This window comes from Mycobacterium intermedium (assembly GCF_002086275.1).
GTDB lineage: Bacteria > Actinomycetota > Actinomycetes > Mycobacteriales > Mycobacteriaceae > Mycobacterium > Mycobacterium intermedium.
Map to the genome: position 1 here is coordinate 54,936 of NZ_MVHT01000026.1, position 16,969 is coordinate 71,904.

Below are 16,969 nucleotides of genomic sequence, written 5' to 3' on the forward strand. Positions count from 1 at the left end.
CGAATCCGCGGGCACCGAAGAGGCCGTGTGCATTCAGGTGGCGGCTGCGGACTCGCTGTATGTCACCGAGGATTTCCTGCTCACTCACAACACGCTGAACGACGCGTTCATCGTCTTGGACGAGGCGCAGAACACCACGGCCGAGCAGATGAAGATGTTCCTGACCCGGCTGGGCTTCGGGTCCAAGGTCGTCGTCACCGGCGATGTCACCCAGATCGACCTGCCCGGTGGCGCCCAATCGGGTCTGCGGGCGGCGGTCGACATCCTCGACGACATCGACGACATCCATATCGCCCAGCTGACCAGCGCCGATGTGGTGCGCCACCGCCTTGTCGGCGAGATCGTCGACGCCTACGCGCGGTACGAGGAAAACGGATCTGGCGTGAACCGGGCGGCGCGGCGCGCATCGGCTGCCCGCAGTCGTCGATGATGGTGCGGTGATCGTTCAATGAGCATCGAAGTATCCAACGAGTCGGGCATCGACGTCTCCGAAGCCGAGCTGGTCAGCGTCGCGCGATTCGTCATCAACAAGATGGATGTCAACCCGGGCGCCGAGCTGTCGATGGTGCTGCTGGACACCGCCGCGATGGCCGACCTGCACATGCGCTGGATGGATCTGCCCGGTCCCACCGACGTCATGAGCTTCCCGATGGACGAGCTGGAGCCGGGTGGCCGTCCCGACGCACCCGAGCCGGGGCCCGCCATGCTCGGCGACATCGTGCTCTGCCCGGAATTCGCGGCCAAGCAGGCCGCGGCCGCGGGACACAGTCTCGGTCACGAGCTGGCGCTGCTCACCGTTCACGGCGTGCTGCATTTGCTCGGGTATGACCACGGCGACCCGCAGGAGGAAAAGGAGATGTTCGCCCTGCAGGATCGGCTGCTGGAGGAATGGGTTGCCGACCAGGTCGAGGCCTACCATCAGGACCGGCAGAACGAGCGAGACCGTCGGCTCCTGGACAAGTCAAGGTATTTCGACCAACCGTGACCGGCCTTTCGCAGCTGCTCGGCGCGATCCTATTGATCGGTTTGGGCGGAATTTTCGCCGCGCTGGACGCTGCCATCAGTACGGTTTCGTTGGCTCGGGTGCAGGAGATGGTGCGCGACGAGCGGCCCGGTGCCAGGGCGCTGCTCAAGGTCATGGAGGACCGGCCGCGCCACATCAACCTCGTGGTGCTGCTGCGCATCACTTGTGAGATCACCGCGACCGCGCTGCTGGTGGTCTTCTGTCGTCACCACTTGAGTGCGAACCTGGGCTTGGTCGTGGCGTCGGCCGTCATGGTGGTGATCAGCTTCGTGGTGATCGGTGTCGGTCCACGCACCCTCGGCCGGCAGCACGCCTATTCCATCGCTCTCGCGACAGCCCTTCCGCTGCAGGTGATTTCCTGGTTGTTGACGCCGATCAGCCGACTATTGGTGGTGTTGGGAAACGCGCTCACGCCCGGCCGCGGCTTCCGCAACGGGCCGTTCGCCTCCGAGATCGAGCTGCGCGAGGTGGTCGACCTGGCGCAGCAGCGCGGCGTCGTCGCCGCGGACGAGCGCCGCATGATCGAGTCCGTCTTCGAACTCGGCGACACCCCCGCGCGCGAGGTGATGGTGCCGCGTACCGAGATGGTGTGGATCGAGGGTGACAAAACGGCCGATCAAGCGATGACTCTGGCGGTACGCAGCGGACACTCCCGCATCCCGGTGATCGGCGAAAACGTCGACGACATCATCGGAGTGGTCTACCTGAAAGACCTTGTGCAGCAGACCATGGGTGCGTCGGACGGTGGGCGCGACACCCCTGTGACGAAGGTGATGCGTCCCGCCGTATTCGTGCCGGACTCCAAGCCGCTCGATGCGCTGCTGCGCGAAATGCAGCGCGATCGCAACCACATGGCGTTGCTGGTCGACGAATACGGTGCCATCGCCGGGCTGGTCAGCATTGAAGACGTGCTGGAGGAAATCGTCGGCGAGATCGCCGACGAATATGACCAGGCGGAGACCGCGCCGATAGAAGACTTGGGGGACAACCGCTTCCGGGTATCCGCACGACTGCCGATCGAAGACGTGGGGGAGTTGTACGGCGTGGAATTCGACGAGGATCTCGACGTCGACACGGTGGGTGGCCTGCTCGCACTGGAACTGGGCCGGGTTCCGCTGCCCGGGTCGGAAGTGGTTTCCCACGGCTTGCGGTTGTACGCCGAGGGTGGCCGCGATCATCGGGGCCGGGTACGCGTGGGCACCGTGCTGCTCAGCCGGGTGGAGACCGAAGGTGAGGGTGAGGACGATGACTGAGACCGGCGGCGCCCACTGGCGCGAGAGTGCGCAAACTGACACTCCACACGGCGTGTCGCTGTACAAACACGCACGCTCGTCGGGGCGCGCTTCGGGGCACGCGGCATGACCGAATTTCGTTCCGGGTTCGTCTGTTTGGTGGGCCGACCGAACACCGGCAAGTCCACCCTGACCAACGCGCTGGTGGGCGCGAAGGTCGCGATCACCTCGATGCGGCCGCAGACCACCCGGCACACCATTCGAGGCATCGTGCACCGCAAGGATTTTCAGATCATTCTCGTCGACACGCCTGGGCTGCATCGTCCTCGCACACTGCTCGGTAAGCGCCTCAACGACTTGGTCCGCGACACCTACACCGAGGTCGACATCATCGGGCTGTGCATCCCTGCCGATGAGGCGATCGGGCCGGGGGACCGCTGGATCGTCGAGCAGATCAGCGCCGTGGCACCCAAGACCAAAGTCGTCGTCATCGTCACCAAGATCGACAAGGTGCCCAAGGACCGCGTCGCCGGCCAGCTCGTCGCGGTCAGCGAACTGGTGCCCGACGCCGCCGAAATCGTCCCGGTGTCAGCGGTGTCCGGCGAGCAGATCGATGTGCTGATCGACGTCTTGGCCTCGCATTTACCCGTCGGGCCGGCCTATTACCCCGACGGTGAGCTGACCGACGAACCCGAGGAGGTTCTGATGGCTGAGCTCATCCGGGAGGCCGCTCTGGAGGGAGTGCGCGACGAACTGCCGCATTCCCTGGCGGTGGTGATCGAAGAGGTCAACCCGAGGGAGGGGCGCGACGACCTGATCGACGTGCACGCCGTGCTCTACGTGGAACGGGACAGTCAGAAGGGCATCATCATCGGCAAAGGCGGGGCCCGGCTGCGCGAAGTGGGCAGCGCCGCGCGCAGGCAGATCGAAAAGCTGCTCGGCACCAAGATCTACCTCGATCTGCGCGTCAAGGTCGCCAAGAACTGGCAGCGCGATCCCAAACAGCTTGGCCGACTCGGGTTCTAGCCCGGGCTGTATCGCGGCCTGCTGTTCTGTTTCAACGCCTCTCGCTTGGGTACCACTCACCGAGCGTGGTGGCACACAGGCCTCGCGTTCGGCGCGCTTACACGCCTTTCATCGATACAGCCCAATCGAAAGAAGAACATGGATGCTTTAACGTTTCTCCGTCAGGACCACAAGAGTGTGCTGGGTTTGTTCGAGTCGCTCGACGGGGCACCCGCGGGTTCGGGTGCCGAGAGTAGCGGCCTGGAAACCACGGTGAACACCCTGATCATCTCCGAATCGCAGCATGAGGCGATCGAGGAACAACACTTCTGGCCGGCCGTGCGGGACGCGCTCGGTGATGCACTCGTCGACAAGGCGATCGAGCAAGAGCAGGCCGGCAAGAAGGTGCTGCAGCGGCTGGAGGACAGCAAGCCCGGCGAGCCGGACTATCACGAAGCTCTTCAGGAGTTCATCAAGCTAGGTCGCGAGCACATCGCCTACGAACAAGAAGTCGTATGGCCCGCCGTGGAATCCGCGATCAGCCGCGAGGACCTGGAAAAGATCGGTGCAAAGTTGGAAACCGCCAAGAAGATCGCGCCGACCCGGCCGCACCCGGGTACCCCGCCCAACCCCGCGGTGCTCAAGACCGTGGGGATGGGCGCAGCGATCGTCGACCACGTGCGGGACGCGTTCACCGGTCGCGGCGAGGACAATCCGCCCGATCCCCAGATCAAATAAGGGAATTCCGAAGGTCGGGCGTTGAAAAAGCATCAACGCCCGACCTTCGACTGTCGAATTACGTCGAATTACGTTGTCGGGACGCGCTGTTCGTGGGTGAACGGCTTCTCGCCCTCGACGGCCGGTGAGCCCTCCGGGTTCTGCTCGGCACCGACATTGCGGCGCACCGTGCTGCCAAGCCATTGCTGCTCAGGCTTTTCCACGTAATCCCACTCGATGCCCTCCGGCCACGGGCCTTGCCCCTCGTTCCAAGGCCCGCGGATCGATTCGCCACCGCCGTTGGACATGTTGAAGGCCTTGTTGTGGAAGCGTGGATCAGACGGCAGCTGTCCCGGCGGGAAGTTGACCGGCAGTTCGTTGAGCGCGGCCGTGAACTGCTGATAGTGCGCGACTTCGCGCGTCATCAGGAACGTGAGGGTGTCCTGCACACCGGGATCGTCGGTGAACTGCTTGAGGTACTCGTAGACGACCTTCGCCCGGGATTCGGCGGCCAAGTTGTTCCGCAGGTCCACGGTGGGATCGCCGTTCGCGTCGATGAAGGCGCCGGTCCAGTTGTTGCCGGCGGAGTCCTTGACGTCTGGGCCGCCACCGCTGAGCACGAGAAACATTGGGTTGACTGCAACTTGGTGAATCGCCTGCTGGCGACCGTCGCGGCTGGCTACTGCGGGCATCCAGTCACATACCTCGGTGGCTTGCTTGAGGTTGTCGTTGAGTCCGTCGAGCAGCATCGTGATCATGGACCCGACCATCTCGAGGTGACTCAGCTCCTCGGTGGCGATGTCCATGAACAGGTCATACATCTTGGGGTTCTTGTCCCGCAGCACGAAAGCCTGGGTGAAGTACTGCAGCGCCGCGGTGAGTTCACCGTTTGCGCCACCGAACTGCTCCATGAGCAGTGAGGCGAAGCGGGGGTCGGGTTCGGTGACGCGTACCTCGAATTGAAGTTCCTTGTTATGCACAAACATTGCTATCTCCCTAAAAAATTGGGTTTGGGATGTAGGCTGCCCGAGCGGCGGGTACCCGCGGGATTTCGACCCAAACTGGGAGGCAACATTTTCCGGTCATACGATCCCGTGGCGTCGCAGCCCTCGGCTGTCACGAAGGCGGCAGCGGGTTTACGACTTATCGCTTTGGTGGCGTCGGCACGCTGTGGATCGGCGGGGTGCTGTTGCCGGTGTTCCACCACACCTTTGGCTGCTTGCTGGCCCAGCCACTGACGGCTTCCAGCTCGGCGGCCAGTGAGATCAACATGCCCTCGCTGTTGGCCGGACCCATCAGCTGCACGCCGATGGGCAGGCCGTCCGAAGTGAAGCCCGCGGGCACGTTGATCGACGGCCACCCCAACACGTTCCACGGCCAGGTCAGCGGGCACGCGGCGATCATCATGCGGTCGGTGCCAAGGCCGCTTAACCGATCGAAGGCGCGGGCCAACGGCGGTGGCTGCGCAGTCGTCGGCGCCAGCACCACATCGACGATGTCGAAAATCGAACCCACCCGCTGCTGGGCGGCGGCTTCGTGACGGCGCGCGCTTCGCAGGATCGCCTGGCCGAGCACATGGCCCGTCCGCAGGTTGGCCAACGTCCGGGGATCCCAGATGACGCCGTCGCCCAACCGCTCCTCCCACTCGCGTAGCCCCGCCGTGGACCGGGCCAGAAAGTCCCACGACAACCGCAGGCCGTAGTCCGGGTTGCCCCGCACGACGGTGTGGCCGAGCATCTCGAGTTGTTCACCCACCCGCTGGGTCGCGGCCAGTATCTCGGGATGCAATTTGGCCCGGAAGAAGGTGTAGGGGAACCGCGTCGACAACGCGATCTTCAAGGAACCGGGCGCCAGGCTGACGTAGTCGGAGGCGGTGAGCGGGGGTGGCTTGTGCCGGTCGCCCTCCACGTTGCCGGATGCCGCATCGAGCACGAGCGCCGCGTCGGCAACGGTCCGGGCCAGCACACCGTTGACCGTGATGCCATTGAACGCCTCGGGCAACGGCCAGGTGGAGATCCGTCCGCGTTGCGGCTTGATGCCGACCAGGTGGGTCCACGCCGCCGGGATCCGGATGCTTCCGGCGCCGTCGGAGCCGATTGCGGCGGTGACCAACCCCGCGGCCACCGCAGCCGCGCTCCCGCCCGACGAGCCACCCGGCGTGTGCCGGCGTGACCACGGGTTTCGGGTGTGTCCGAACGCCGGCCCGCTGGTGAACGGCCATTGGCCCAGTTCGCAGGTGTTGGTCTTGCCCACGATCACGGCGCCGGCCGCCTTGAGTCGTCGAACCACCTCGGAATCGACGGTTGCGGGGCGCACATACCCCTCCGTACCGAAGGCGGTCGGCACCCCAGCAACGTCGACGTCGTCCTTGACCGCGATCGGGATGCCCAGCAGCGGCGCCGTGTCGCCGGCGGCTCGGCGGCGGTCGGCCGCCGCGGCGTCGGCCAGCGCCGACTCGGTGAGAACCACCCGGAAGGCGTTCAACGTCGACTGGCTCACATCGATCGCGTGCAGGGAACGGCGGACCAGCTCGACCGAGGTGACCTTGCGGGTTGCCAGCTGATACAGCAGGTCGGTCAGCGTGGGCAGGCGTCGGTTGTCGGAGCCAGAAATGACCCCGGAATCCGTCCCGGAAGCGCTAACCACGGGGTACGAGACTATCGGCGCGGATGCTCGCATTGTCGCGGCGGGGTGCAAAACTAATGGGATGCGGCTATATCGAGACCGGGCTGTTGTGCTGCGCCAGCACAAGCTCGGTGAAGCCGACCGGATCGTCACCTTATTGACCCGCGATCACGGGCTGGTCCGTGCGGTGGCCAAGGGGGTGCGGCGTACCCGCAGCAAATTCGGCGCGCGCCTGGAACCGTTTGCCCACATCGAGGTGCAGCTGCATCCCGGCCGCAATCTCGACATCGTCACCCAGGTCGTTTCCATCGATGCGTTCGCCACCGACATCGTCAGCGATTACGGCCGCTACACCTGCGGCTGCGCGATGCTGGAAACCGCCGAACGCCTCGCGGGTGAGGAACGCGCACCCGCCCCGGCCCTGCACCGGCTCACGGTGGGCGCGCTGCGTGCGGTGGCGGACGGGCGCCGGCCCCGGGACCTGCTGCTGGATGCCTACCTGCTGCGCGCGATGGGGATCACCGGCTGGGCTCCCGCGTTGACCGAGTGCGCTCGCTGTGCCACGCCCGGCCCGCATCGGGCGTTTCACATCGCCGCCGGCGGCAGCGTCTGTGCGCACTGCCGGCCGGCCGGTTCGACCACGCCGCCCCTGGGGGTGCTGGACCTGATGACGGCGCTGCACGACGGCGACTGGGAGGCCGCCGAGCAGGCACCGCAGTCCCACCGCAGTTATGTCAGCGGATTGGTGGCCGCACATCTGCAATGGCACCTGGAACGGCAACTCAAGACCCTGCCGCTGGTAGAGCGGGTTCAACACGCTGATCGCACGGTTGCCGAGGCGCGCGCCGTGTTGATGGGCAAGAGAGGTGAGTGTGGCTAGAAACGCCCGAAACCTGAAGTCGGCCGATTTCCCGCAGCTGCCACCAGCGCCCGACGACTACCCGACCTTCCCCGACACATCCACCTGGCCGGTGGTCTTCCCGGAGCTTCCGCCGTCGCCCGACGGTGGCCCGCGCCGGCCACCGCAGCACGTATCCAAAGCGGTCGCGCCGCGAATTCCCGCCGACCGGTTGCCCAACCACGTCGCCATCGTGATGGACGGCAACGGGCGCTGGGCCACCCAGCGCGGGCTGCCGCGCACCGAGGGCCACAAGATGGGTGAGGCGGTGGTCATCGACATCGCTTGTGGTGCAGTGGAAATCGGCATCAAATGGCTCAGCCTGTATGCCTTCTCCACGGAGAACTGGAAGCGGTCGGCTGAAGAGGTCCGCTTCCTGATGGGCTTCAACCGCGACGTGGTGCGACGACGTCGCGACATCCTGAACACGATGGGTGTCCGTATCCGGTGGGTGGGTTCGCGGCCGCGTCTGTGGCGCAGTGTCATCCACGAGTTGGCGGTGGCGGAGGAGGTGACGAAGAACAACAACGTGATCACCATCAACTATTGCGTGAACTACGGCGGACGTACCGAAATCGCCGAAGCGACAAGGCAAATCGCTCATGAAGTTGCCGCCGGCCGGCTGAATCCGGACCGGATCAGCGAGTCCACCATATCCCGTCACATGCAGCGGCCGGACATCCCCGATGTGGACCTGTTCCTGCGCACCTCGGGTGAACACCGGTCCAGCAACTTCATGCTGTGGCAATCGGCCTACGCCGAGTATGTATTCCAGGACAAGCTGTGGCCGGACTACGATCGTCGGGACCTATGGGCGGCTTGCGAGGAATATGCGTCCCGTAACAGACGATTTGGGAGCGCCTAGTGCCATCCCTGCAGGAACGGTTGGCGTCTGTATTGCGCGGCGTCGTTTCCGTTGACGAAGAGCCCGACGGCGGACTGACGGTCCGACACGACGGCACGTTCGCATCGCTGCGGGTGGTGACCATCGCCGACGACCTCGACTTGGTGTCGTTGACTCAAATCTTGGCGTGGGACCTGCCGCTCAGCAAGAAGGTGAGCGAGCAGGTGACAAAGTACGCGCGCGACAGCAATTTCGGCTCCGTGACGATGGTGGAAAAAGTCGCGGACAAGGCAGCGCAGCGCAACTCCGGAAAGGGCGCGGCAAAGACCGCTTCCCGAACGGTTTCCCGAACGGTTTCCCGAACGGTAGATGTGATGCTGCGCTACAACTTTCCCGGCGCGGGTTTGACCGACGACGCGCTGCGCACGCTGATTCTGTTGGTGCTGGGTACTGGCAGTGAGATCAGGCGCGCGATAACTGCGTAGCGTCAACTGGCTAGCGGCTAGCAGGCCGCGGGCGACGCCGTCGCGACCTCGAGCGGGATGTCTCGGGTGCGCAGCAACGAGCACAACAGACTGTGCTCGCAGGCGGCGGGCTGCGTCGAGTCGATGAATCGTTCGACGACCTCGACGAAGCGGTCCGGGTGGTCACGGAACGGTACATGCCCGGACTTTTCGAAGATCTCCAGGCGTGAGTCCGGCATTGCCGCGTGCGCGATGCGTGCATGGTCGACCGGGATCACGTTGTCCTCGTCACCCCAAATCAGTTGCATGGGAATGGATTGCACGAGATAGCTGCGATCCAGCATGCTGACGAACTGGCCGCGTCCGTCGACCGCCGACCGTAAGGTGCGCGTGAACGCCGCGATGGCGTCTGATTCTTGCAAGTCCTCGAGCAAGTCGACGGCGTCGACGAATTCCCGCCCGAAACTGTTGGAGCCCAGCAGGTTTCGCGCGGCTCGACCAAGCAGGCGGATGGCGCGTCGGGCGGCTGACAGGCGCAACATGGCCAACGCCTCGCCGGCCATCGGCAGTGCCGCCAACCGCAGTGCCATGGTCACGTCCTCCGCAACACCACCGGGACTCACCAGGACGATGCGTTCGACCAAATGCGGGTACTGATAAGCGAATTGCATCGCGACGCCGCCACCATACGAATGACCGACGATGGTGACGCGGTCGATGCCAAGCGTGCCCAGTAGGTCGCGGATGTCGTTTGCGAACGCCCCCAACGAGTAGTCGGTGCGAGGCTTGTCGGACTCGCCGTGTCCCAGCAGGTCCGGCGCGATTACGGTGAACCGCTGCGCAAGTGCGGAATGTACGGAAGACCAGGACAGGGAGTTCGATCCGATGCCATGGATCAGCAGGAGAACTGGTCCGGTGCCCGCAACTCGGAAGGCGCGCCGGTACCCGTGGATCGTGCGGAATTGCAGGGACGGGTCTTCGACTGACACCGACCGCAAGTGAGAATGTGAACGGGTTCGCATTGTGTTCTCACTTCGTTCTTACTATGCCCTTGCGTCTCCTCTTCCTTGAAGACTGTTAGTGGATTCCCGAAAAGCGCCGGATTACACCTGTGCGAAGGTATTTGCCCGGCCACGGGTTGACACACGGGTTGACGCACTGGGGGACAAGGGCGGTTAAGCGCCGCAATCCGAGCAGGTGCCGTAGATCTCTATGGTGTGGCTGACGTCGGAGAAACCATGTCTGGTGGCTACCTCGGCTGCCCACGCCTCGACTTCGTGATCGGCGACCTCGATGGTGGAACCGCAACTGCGGCAGACCAAATGGTGATGGTGGTGCTCCGAGCACCTGCGGTAGACCGATTCACCGGTGTCGTTGCGCAGCGTGTCGACCACGCCTGCCGACGCCATCGCCTGCAGCGTGCGGTACACGGTGGTCAGGCCGATGTTCTCGCCTCGTCGGCGCAGCTCGTCATGCAGTTCCTGGGCTGACCGGAATTCGCCGACGGTCTCGAGCAATTCGGAGATCGCTGCGCGTTGCCGGGTGGAACGCACGCTCACCTCAGCCATGTGCGTCCTCACCGGCGTGCGCCACGGCATCGACGACGATATGCGCCAGATGATGATCGGCGAGGCGGTACAGCACTTCCCGCCCCGACCGCTCGCCGGTGACCACGCCCGCGGCCTTGAGGATCTTCAGATGTTGGCTGACCAAGGGCTGGGGCACGCCCAACGCGTCCACGAGTTCATGCACGCACCGCTCGGATTCCCGCAACTGCAACACGATGGCGATCCGCACCGGCGCCGCCAGCGCCCGCAACAACTCGCCGGCGGCCTCGAGAATCTCTCGTGGCGGCGGCGCCGAAAAAGCGGGGTGCTCGGCGAAACCCGCTCCGCCATGCACGTGATCGCCGACCATGTCCACTTCCTCGTTGGCGGCGGTCGGCGGCGAGGAAGACGTCACCATTTCGGACTCATCACCTCAAGAATTGCCGGGGCGGGGAACCGCGGTCGACGGAGCTGCGGTTAACTCCACTGTCACATGCATGATGATGCATGTCAAAGACGGGGAGCGCGGTCGCTACCATGACTGATGTTTCGTGGGCGGCGCCCCGCTGCCCACTGCCCCGATACGTATACCTGCATGTATGTCTGATCCCTAGGAAGGGAGCGCACTACCCCGTGGCGTCTGTCATCGACACCGTAGTCAACCTCGCCAAACGGCGTGGCTTCGTCTTTCCCTCGGGCGAGATCTACGGCGGAACCAAGTCGGCGTGGGACTACGGCCCGCTGGGGGTGGAGCTCAAGGAGAACATCAAACGGCAGTGGTGGCGCTCGGTCGTCACGGGCCGCGACGACGTCGTCGGCCTCGACTCGTCGATCATCCTGCCGCGCGAGGTGTGGGTGGCGTCCGGCCATGTCGAGGTCTTCCACGACCCGCTGGTCGAGTCGCTGATCACCCACAAGCGCTACCGCGCCGACCACCTCATCGAGGCCTACGAGGCAAAACACGGCCACCCCCCGCCCAACGGACTGGCCGACATCCGCGACCCGGAAACCGGCGAGCCCGGCCAGTGGACCGAGCCGCGCGAGTTCAACATGATGCTCAAGACCTACCTGGGCCCGATCGAGACCGAGGAGGGTTTGCACTACCTCCGGCCCGAGACCGCCCAGGGCATCTTCATCAACTTCGCGAACGTGGTGACGACGGCCCGCAAGAAGCCCCCGTTCGGTATCGGACAGATCGGCAAGAGCTTCCGCAACGAGATCACTCCGGGAAACTTCATCTTCCGCACCCGCGAATTCGAGCAGATGGAGATGGAGTTCTTCGTCGAACCGTCGACGGCCAAGGAGTGGCACCAGTACTGGATCGACACCCGGCGCCAGTGGTACATCGACCTCGGCATCAACCCGGAGAACCTGCGCCTCTACGAACACCCGAAGGAAAAACTGTCGCACTACTCCGACCGCACCGTCGACATCGAGTACAAATTCGGATTCGTCGGAAACCCATGGGGCGAGCTGGAAGGCGTCGCGAACCGCACCGACTTCGACCTGTCGACCCATGCCAAGCACTCCGGAACCGACCTGTCGTTCTACGACCAAGTCAACGACACTCGCTACACGCCGTACGTCATCGAACCGGCAGCCGGCTTGACCAGGTCTTTCATGGCATTCCTCATCGATGCCTACAGCGAGGACGAGGCTCCCAACGCCAAAGGCGGGATGGACAAGCGCACCGTCTTGCGCCTGGACCCGCGGCTGGCGCCGGTGAAGGCCGCCGTCTTGCCGCTTTCCCGGCACGCAGACCTGAGTCCCAAAGCCCGCGACCTGGCCGCCGAACTGCGCAAGTGCTGGAACATCGACTTCGACGACGCCGGCGCCATCGGGCGCCGTTACCGGCGTCAAGACGAGATCGGCACACCCTACTGCGTGACGGTCGACTTCGATTCCCTCGAAGACGGCGCCGTCACCGTGCGTGAGCGCGACGCCATGACCCAGGAGCGGATCGCCATCGACAAGGTTGCCGACTACCTGGCCGTCCGACTCAAGGGCTGCTGACAACGGCCTTACGCCGGGGGCGTCGCGTATCAGCAATTGTTTGCTGAACGCGCGTCCTAGGTGCGCCGGCAGGCCCCCGGACAGCGGCCTTCCGACACGGTGAGTCGCAAATACCGGGTTCTTTTACGCCACCACCGCGCCCGTCGCCAACTCCGGCTTCGGCAATGTCGGTACCGGTAACTCGGGCTTCGCTCACAATGACCCGCTGGGCCGCGGCAACTCCGGAATCCAGAACTCGGGACTCGGGAATTCGGGCTACGTCAATACCAGCACCACCCTGTTGTTGGGTGGGAACTCCGGAATCCTCAACACGGGATACGGGAACGCCGGCATTTACAACGCGGCCGTGCAGAACGCGGGCCTCGGTATCGCGGGGATGCTCAGCTCGGGACTCTTCATCAACGGCAGCGGCAGCTCCGGTCTGCTCGGCATCGGTGACGCGGTCTCGGGGTTCTTCACGAACTTCTTGGGCTAGTTCGATCCGTCTCCCCGCCCTGGCGGCCGACGCGTTGGGCCGTCGGCCGTCCGGCCGACCGGGGCGGGGCAAGTCGAGGCCGTCCGCGTCCGGTGGCAGTTCGGGTGGCACCCGAATGTGGAAATCGCCGTTGTCTCATACATCCGGCCTGTCTAAGCCGTCCGGACGTCCTCGTTCGGAATCTGGGAATGGTCGTTGTCTCATTTATGAGGACCGACTGGGGGCTCCGACGTGTCGCCGTTGACAATGTGGGAATCGCCGTTCTCTAATTTAATTTTCTGCCCCTGACCAGGCAGAACCGATCTTGATCGGAATGTGGAATGCGGCGTTGTCTCATTTTCTTGAAACTTTTTTCTGCAAAAGGCTGCCATTCCGTGTCGATTGTGCTTACGATTCCTCGCGTAGGCAGAGACGTGGGGGCTGCCGACGAGATTTGCAAGGGCCGCTTCGGCGGCAGAGTGGTTTGAGGTTGTGATGATTCCGGAGTTTGCATGGCTACCGCCGGAGATCAACTCGGCGCGGATCTTCGCCGGTGCAGGTTCAGGGCCGCTGTTCACAGCGAGCGCGGCTTGGCAGTCGTTAGCGGCCGATTTGCGGGCATCGGCCACATCGTTTGAAGCAGTGATCGCGGGACTTGCCGGTGGGCCGTGGTCGGGTCCGTCCTCGGTGGCAATGGCCGCCGCCGCGATGCCGTATGTGGGTTGGTTGAGTGACGCCGCCGCCCAGGCCGAACTTGCGGGGAGCCAAGCTCAGGCAGCGGCAACGGCATTCGAGACGGCATTGCTGGCCACCGTGCACCCCGGGGCCGTAGCGGCGAACCGAGTGTTGTTGGCGGCACTGGTAGCAACCAACCTGCTTGGTCAGAACACGCCCGCGATCGCGGCCGCCGAGTTCGACTACGTCGAGATGTGGGCTCAGGACGTCGCGGCAATGCTGGGCTACCAGGGTGGCGCGCAGCTGGTCGCGTCGACGTTGGCTCCCTTCACTGTTCCGCCGGTGGATCTGGCCGGGTTTGCCAGCGCGCTGAACCTCGAGGTTGCCGGAATTGCAACCACCGCCACGGCGGGAATCGCGCCGGTAGTCGAAGGGGCCTTCGAAGGGGCATCGGCCGTGGCCTCGGCGGTGCCAGTCGACATGGCGCTTGGCGTAGCGCAGTCCGCAGCGATGCCGGCCAGCATGATGCTGGGCCCGCTGATGCAGCTGGGCCAAACGGCAAACGTGGGCACCGCCGCTCTGGCTGGCGCGGCAACCGCGGCCGAGTTGGCGGAGGCGCCCAAGTTCGTCGGTGACATCGAACCCAAGGGTCTGGGTGCCGGCGGTGCTGGGGGCTTGGGCGCTGGGATGGCCGGGGAGATGGGTAAGGCTCGGTTGGTCGGCAACATGTCCGTGCCGCAGACGTGGCCCGGGTCCATGCCGAACCACATGTCCAGCGCGGCCCTGGCCGGGTTGGGTGCCGTGCCGGCCGAAATCGCGCAAGCCGGCGCCATGGGCGGTGGCATGGGCATGATGCCGATGCCGATGCCGATGGGTGGCGCCGGTGCAGCAGGTATGCCTCCGGGGATGATGGGCCGCGGTGGCGGGGCCGCGCACGTTGTGCAGAACCGCCCGAGTGTGATTCCGCGGACCGGCGTCGGATAGGGCGGGGGTGATCGGTCGGGGTCAAGGTTTGGCTGTGGTGAAACCACTCTGGTGCACCACATGATCAATTGATTAGCAGAACAAATTGAAAGGACGAATGAGGTGACTACACGCTTTATGACCGACCCGCACGCGATGCGGGACATGGCGGGTCGTTTCGAGACCCACGCTCAGATCGTGGAGGACGAGGCCCGTCGCATGTGGGCTTCCGCGCAGAACATCTCCGGCGCCGGCTGGAGTGGTCTGGCCTCGGCTACCTCGCTGGACACCATGGGTCAGATGAACACGGCGTTCCGCAACATTGTGAACATGCTGCACGGCGTGCGTGACGGACTGGTCCGTGACGCCAACAACTACGAGCAGCAAGAGCAGGCCTCCCAGCAGATTCTGAGCAGTTAGGACATACGACAATGACGATTAACTACCAGTTCGGCGATGTCGACGCCCACGGCGCTCTGATCCGCGCCCAGGCTGCCTCGTTGGAAGCAGAGCACCAGGCCATCGTTCGCGATGTGCTGGCCGCTGGCGACTTCTGGGGTGGCGCCGGTTCGGTGGCTTGCCAGGAGTTCATCACCCAGTTGGGTCGCAACTTCCAGGTGATCTACGAGCAGGCCAACCAGCACGGCCAGAAGGTTCAGGCCGCCGGCCAGAACATGGCGCAGACCGACTCCGCAGTTGGGTCTAGCTGGGCCTAAGCACGGCCTATGGATGGGCGCGGGTAACACTTCGAAGGTGGTCGTGTTACCCGCGCCTTCTCCATGTCTGCATTTTGAATTCAATTCAATCCGGGCCAAATCCGCCAACCGGGCGGCAACGGCGCAGTTTGCGCTGAAGCGCCGCCGGACTAAATTATGGTGAATCCGATAACTTTCGGTGTGGATTGCCTTAGGATTCCGACCATGGGTCGACTGCGCGCGTAGGTTGATCGCCAGTAGGTGCGTATTGGAAGCCGTTGCGGCGGCAGAGTGGGTTGGGGATTGGATGATTCCGGAGTTTGCGTGGTTGCCACCAGAGATCAACTCGGCGCGAATTTTCGCGGGCGCAGGGTCTGGCCCGCTTTTTGCCGCGGGAGCGGCCTGGGAGTCGTTGGCGGCCGACTTGCGGGCATCAGCCACGTCGTTTGAAGCGGTGATCGCGGGCTTGACGGGCGGGCCCTGGGCGGGTCCGGCGTCGGTGTCGATGGCGGCCGCCGCGGTGCCTTACGTCGGTTGGTTGAGTGACGCGGCCGGTCAAGCAGAGCTCGCGGCTGGGCAGGCGCAAGCTGCCGCAACGGCTTTTGAGTCTGCGCTACTGGCCACGGTGCACCCCGCCGCGGTGGCCGCGAACCGGATTCTGCTCGGCGCGTTGGTAGCGACGAACATCCTGGGCCAGAACACTCCGGCGATCGCACTCACCGAGTTCGACTACGTCGAGATGTGGGCACAGGATGTGGCCGCGATGGTGGGGTACCAGAGCGGTGCGCAATCGGTGGCGGCGACCTTGTCCCCGTTCAGCGTGCCGCCGATCGACTTGGTCGGATTCGCCACCGCACTGAATCTCGAGGTTGCCGGCGTGGCCGCATCGGCTACCGAGTCGATCGCTCCGGCGATCGAAGGGGCTGTCATCGGGGCGCAGGCCGTGGCCGCAGCGGTGCCGGTCGACATGGCACTGGGGATTGCGCAGTCCGCGGCGATGCCGGCCAGCATGATGTTGGGTCCGCTGATGCAGCTGGGCCAGTCGGCAGGCGCGGGGGCCGGCTTGACTGGTGCCACCACTGCGGCCGAGTTGGCGGACATGCCGAAGTTCGTCGGTGACATCGGTCCCAAGGGCCTGGGTGCCGGCGGTGTTGGGGGCTTGGGCGCTGGGATGGCCGGCGAACTGGGTAAGGCTCGGTTGGTCGGCAACATGTCCGTGCCGCAGACGTGGCCCGGCTCGATGCCGAATCACATGTCCAGCTCGGCTCTGGCCGGGTTGAACGGAGTCACCGCCGCCGAGATGGCCCAAGCGGCTGGTGCCGGTGGCAGCGGCATGGGGATGATGCCGATGCCGATGGGCATGGGTGGTGCCGGTGCTGGAATGCCCGCAGGCATGATGGGCGGTCGCGGTGGCGGCGCTGCGCAGGTCGTGCAGAACCGGCCGAGCGTGATCCCGCGGACTGGCGTCGGATAGCCCTCAGGTTCGTTCGACTTTCACTGTCACGCCTGACGCGAGGTTCGCGTCAGGCGTGACTTATTCCCGAGCTCATCAGGAACGCCCCAGTAGGGCGACGACCGACGCGAACACGTGTTGTCGGCGCGCTTTCGTCCAGCCCGTTCACCGCATCCATGATCGCGGCGGTCCTCGCTGGCGCCGCCGGCCGACTGGCCAGGGGGAGCATCGCGAATCCGAGGGCGAACGCCACCGGGATCGGCTTCGACTGCAGTGCGCTTAGCCTCGATTTTTCGTCGAGGGTGATTTCGGTCGGACTTGGCGATGGGGTGCGTGGTGTCTGGGGTTTGTGTGGTTTAG

General features: G+C 64.7%; 19 protein-coding genes and 1 pseudogene. 14 read left to right on the top strand and 6 right to left on the bottom strand.

Annotation, left to right across the window (positions count from 1 at the left end; all coding sequences use genetic code 11):
• Nucleotides 1-91: 91 nt before the first annotated feature.
• The 5 genes and pseudogenes from BST27_RS33665 to BST27_RS11765 all read left to right on the top strand — a co-directional run.
• Nucleotides 92-430 (top strand): annotated as a pseudogene (locus BST27_RS33665) (PhoH family protein); the annotation flags it as partial.
• Between the two features lie 18 nt (nucleotides 431-448).
• Nucleotides 449-985, top strand: coding sequence for an rRNA maturation RNase YbeY (gene ybeY / locus BST27_RS11750; RefSeq protein ID WP_069420567.1), 537 nt, complete (start codon nucleotides 449-451; stop codon nucleotides 983-985).
• Complete coding sequence (locus BST27_RS11755; RefSeq protein WP_069420568.1) at nucleotides 982-2,277, top strand: hemolysin family protein; 1,296 nt, start codon at nucleotides 982-984, stop codon at nucleotides 2,275-2,277. Before ybeY ends, BST27_RS11755 begins: the two co-directional genes overlap by 4 nt.
• 105 nt (nucleotides 2,278-2,382) lie before the next feature.
• Nucleotides 2,383-3,282: a GTPase Era gene (gene era / locus BST27_RS11760; protein ID WP_069420569.1), complete on the top strand. Its 900-nt coding sequence runs from the start codon at nucleotides 2,383-2,385 to the stop codon at nucleotides 3,280-3,282.
• A 138-nt stretch (nucleotides 3,283-3,420) separates the two neighbouring features.
• A complete protein-coding gene (locus tag BST27_RS11765; protein WP_069420570.1) occupies nucleotides 3,421-3,999 on the top strand; it encodes a hemerythrin domain-containing protein in 579 nt (192 codons plus the stop codon).
• 68 nt (nucleotides 4,000-4,067) lie between these two features.
• On the opposite strand, the gene BST27_RS11770 is transcribed toward BST27_RS11765, so the two are convergent.
• Together BST27_RS11770 and BST27_RS11775 are read right to left on the bottom strand one after the other, a co-directional pair.
• Nucleotides 4,068-4,964: a manganese catalase family protein gene (locus tag BST27_RS11770; RefSeq protein ID WP_069420571.1), complete on the bottom strand. Its 897-nt coding sequence runs from the start codon at nucleotides 4,962-4,964 to the stop codon at nucleotides 4,068-4,070.
• Between the two features lie 157 nt (nucleotides 4,965-5,121).
• On the bottom strand, nucleotides 5,122-6,624 hold the full coding sequence (locus BST27_RS11775; RefSeq protein WP_069420587.1) for an amidase: 1,503 nt from the start codon (nucleotides 6,622-6,624) through the stop codon (nucleotides 5,122-5,124).
• Between the two features lie 61 nt (nucleotides 6,625-6,685).
• On the opposite strand from BST27_RS11775, the gene recO reads away from it, so the two are divergent.
• From recO to BST27_RS11790, 3 genes are read left to right on the top strand one after another with little or no spacing between them, the layout of a single operon-like run.
• Complete coding sequence (recO, locus tag BST27_RS11780) at nucleotides 6,686-7,483, top strand: DNA repair protein RecO (RefSeq protein ID WP_069420572.1); 798 nt, start codon at nucleotides 6,686-6,688, stop codon at nucleotides 7,481-7,483.
• The gene (locus BST27_RS11785) at nucleotides 7,476-8,366 is read left to right on the top strand and encodes a decaprenyl diphosphate synthase (protein WP_069420573.1); all 891 of its coding nucleotides are present in this window, start codon (nucleotides 7,476-7,478) and stop codon (nucleotides 8,364-8,366) included. The genes recO and BST27_RS11785 overlap by 8 nt, the downstream gene beginning before the upstream one ends.
• A complete protein-coding gene (locus BST27_RS11790) occupies nucleotides 8,366-8,830 on the top strand; it encodes a hypothetical protein (RefSeq protein ID WP_069420574.1) in 465 nt (154 codons plus the stop codon). The genes BST27_RS11785 and BST27_RS11790 overlap by 1 nt, the downstream gene beginning before the upstream one ends.
• A gap of 17 nt (nucleotides 8,831-8,847) precedes the next feature.
• Here the strand turns inward: BST27_RS11790 and BST27_RS11795 are convergent, their stop codons facing one another.
• The 3 genes from BST27_RS11795 to BST27_RS11805 all read right to left on the bottom strand — a co-directional run bounded on the left by BST27_RS11795 (nucleotide 8,848) and on the right by BST27_RS11805 (nucleotide 10,774).
• Nucleotides 8,848-9,831: an alpha/beta fold hydrolase gene (locus BST27_RS11795; protein WP_069420575.1), complete on the bottom strand. Its 984-nt coding sequence runs from the start codon at nucleotides 9,829-9,831 to the stop codon at nucleotides 8,848-8,850.
• A gap of 153 nt (nucleotides 9,832-9,984) precedes the next feature.
• A complete protein-coding gene (locus BST27_RS11800) occupies nucleotides 9,985-10,377 on the bottom strand; it encodes a Fur family transcriptional regulator (protein WP_069420576.1) in 393 nt (130 codons plus the stop codon).
• Nucleotides 10,370-10,774: an ArsR/SmtB family transcription factor gene (locus BST27_RS11805; protein ID WP_069420577.1), complete on the bottom strand. Its 405-nt coding sequence runs from the start codon at nucleotides 10,772-10,774 to the stop codon at nucleotides 10,370-10,372. The genes BST27_RS11800 and BST27_RS11805 overlap by 8 nt, the downstream gene beginning before the upstream one ends.
• A 188-nt stretch (nucleotides 10,775-10,962) precedes the next feature.
• Between BST27_RS11805 and BST27_RS11810 the strand changes: the two genes are divergently transcribed.
• The 6 genes from BST27_RS11810 to BST27_RS11835 all read left to right on the top strand — a co-directional run bounded on the left by BST27_RS11810 (nucleotide 10,963) and on the right by BST27_RS11835 (nucleotide 16,630).
• Complete coding sequence (locus BST27_RS11810) at nucleotides 10,963-12,369, top strand: glycine--tRNA ligase (protein ID WP_197518148.1); 1,407 nt, start codon at nucleotides 10,963-10,965, stop codon at nucleotides 12,367-12,369.
• A 283-nt stretch (nucleotides 12,370-12,652) separates the two neighbouring features.
• Complete coding sequence (locus BST27_RS33130) at nucleotides 12,653-12,844, top strand: hypothetical protein (RefSeq protein WP_197518146.1); 192 nt, start codon at nucleotides 12,653-12,655, stop codon at nucleotides 12,842-12,844.
• 474 nt (nucleotides 12,845-13,318) lie between these two features.
• The gene (locus tag BST27_RS11820) at nucleotides 13,319-14,482 is read left to right on the top strand and encodes a PPE family protein (protein WP_069420580.1); all 1,164 of its coding nucleotides are present in this window, start codon (nucleotides 13,319-13,321) and stop codon (nucleotides 14,480-14,482) included.
• Nucleotides 14,483-14,584: 102 nt separating this feature from the next.
• Nucleotides 14,585-14,881: a WXG100 family type VII secretion target gene (locus BST27_RS11825; RefSeq protein WP_069420581.1), complete on the top strand. Its 297-nt coding sequence runs from the start codon at nucleotides 14,585-14,587 to the stop codon at nucleotides 14,879-14,881.
• Between the two features lie 11 nt (nucleotides 14,882-14,892).
• Nucleotides 14,893-15,177, top strand: coding sequence for a WXG100 family type VII secretion target (locus BST27_RS11830; protein ID WP_079220028.1), 285 nt, complete (start codon nucleotides 14,893-14,895; stop codon nucleotides 15,175-15,177).
• 286 nt (nucleotides 15,178-15,463) lie between these two features.
• Entirely contained in the window at nucleotides 15,464-16,630 is a 1,167-nt protein-coding gene (locus tag BST27_RS11835) for a PPE family protein (RefSeq protein ID WP_069422668.1), read from the top strand.
• A gap of 49 nt (nucleotides 16,631-16,679) precedes the next feature.
• Here the strand turns inward: BST27_RS11835 and BST27_RS33135 are convergent.
• Nucleotides 16,680-16,969, bottom strand: a 290-nt coding sequence (locus BST27_RS33135) for a hypothetical protein (RefSeq protein ID WP_211285307.1), incomplete at its 5' end; no start/stop codon positions are given.